Annotated in this window: 2 protein-coding genes; both read right to left on the bottom strand. The window is 65.4% G+C overall.

Going from position 1 to position 1,371, the window contains the following annotated elements:
- Nucleotides 1–7 precede the first annotated feature (7 nt).
- Complete coding sequence (locus ENZ74_RS31825; protein ID WP_013532576.1) at nucleotides 8–796, bottom strand: anti-sigma factor; 789 nt, start codon at nucleotides 794–796, stop codon at nucleotides 8–10.
- On the bottom strand, nucleotides 793–1,311 hold the full coding sequence (locus ENZ74_RS31820; protein ID WP_013532577.1) for an RNA polymerase sigma factor: 519 nt from the start codon (nucleotides 1,309–1,311) through the stop codon (nucleotides 793–795). The genes ENZ74_RS31825 and ENZ74_RS31820 overlap by 4 nt, the downstream gene beginning before the upstream one ends.
- Nucleotides 1,312–1,371: the final 60 nt, after the last annotated feature.

The raw sequence follows: 1,371 nt of genomic DNA, 5'->3' as shown, positions 1-1,371 counted from the left end.
GTGCCGTTCAGCTTGCCAGCCCGTTTACAAGTTGCGTGTAGGCGTTCCTGGCGACCTCGTTCAGCCGCTCGCGCGGCAAGGAGCCGACGACGGCGCAGCCATAGCCCTTGTCCAGCCAGTAGACGGCCTCGGGTCCGTCTTGCGTGGCGGCGTAGGTGCCCTTGGCATTCTCCGTCGATGCCGTGGTGACGAACAGCGATATACGCTGCCCATTGCCGTCCTCGTAAAGCAGCATGGCGGCCTTGCTCTCGCCTGCCGGAAGCAACCGGCCGCCGACCAACTGGAAACCGTTCGCGGTCAAGTCGGGTGCCACCAGCTTCAACCCTACCCGGTTGGACAGCCAGGTCTGCAGATGGTCCTTGTCGCTGGCCGGAACCTCGACGGCATGCCGCTTTTCGGCGGCATAGATGACATGGGCCGCGATTGCCTGCTCGGCCAGCCGATCTTCCGCCGGGTCCTCCTGGCCGATGCCGTCGACGCCGGCAAGGTAGCCACCAAGCCCGCCGGCGGCGACCAGCAACACGGCAGCGGCAAGCCACCAGCGCGAGCGTGGCACAGCTGCCTTGACCGGCGCCTCGCCAAGCACGACCTTGCGCAACCGCGCAGGCACGGCTTCGTCCAGCACCCCGGCGAAGGCGGCACGCAGCGCCGCCCGGTCGGCGGTGAAACGGGCGCTCCTGGCTTTCATCTCGGGATTGGCGTCGAGCCAGGCGTCGTAAGCGGCGCGCTCGTCTGCAGGCAGCTCGCCATCGAGCGCCATGTGGATGTCCCGTTCGGAAAAGTCGCGGCGGATCATTTCTCGACGATCCTTATCGCGCGGCGACGCGCCGTATCGTCCAGCAAACCACGCAATTCCTCACGCCCGCGCGCAATGCGCGACATCAGCGTGCCAGCGGGGACGCCCAGAATGTTGGCGGCTTCGGCATAGGAAAAACCTTCGATGGCAACCATGACAAGAGCTGCGCGTCGATCGGGGCTGATCGCCTGCAACGCGTCGATGATCTCGCGCGAGGCGATACTCTCCACCTGCTCTGCCGGCTGGGCAACGGCCTCGCCCGCCTCCAGCGGCAACATCGCCGCCTCGCCGCGGCGGTTCACCTTGCGCATCTGGTCGATGAACAAATGATGCATGATCGTAAACAGCCACCTCCGGGGGCTTTCTCCTGTCTGCCAGTTGTCGAGCCGCACAAGCGCCCGCTCGAGGCAATCCTGGACAAGGTCGTCGGCAGCGTCGCGGTCGCGCAAAAGCGAGCGTGCGTAACGGCGCAGGCGCGGTATTTCGCCAAGGATTGCTGCCTTCTTTTCGTCCATGACCGCTGGTTTCGAGGTCGCCCTTGTTGATCTGGATTGAACGCGCCTTCCGGGCTGTCT

The sequence above is a fragment of the Mesorhizobium sp. M7A.F.Ca.CA.002.15.2.1 genome (assembly GCF_003998715.1).
GTDB classification, from domain to species: Bacteria; Pseudomonadota; Alphaproteobacteria; order Rhizobiales; family Rhizobiaceae; genus Mesorhizobium; species Mesorhizobium ciceri.
This window is presented reverse-complemented; position numbering and strand designations above follow the sequence as displayed.

Coding starts and splice junctions, on each gene's coding strand:
- ENZ74_RS31825 (WP_013532576.1), bottom strand. CDS start 796: ATGATCCGCCGCGACTTTTCCGAACGGGACATCCACATGGCGCTCGAT.
- ENZ74_RS31820 (WP_013532577.1), bottom strand. CDS start 1,311: ATGGACGAAAAGAAGGCAGCAATCCTTGGCGAAATACCGCGCCTGCGC.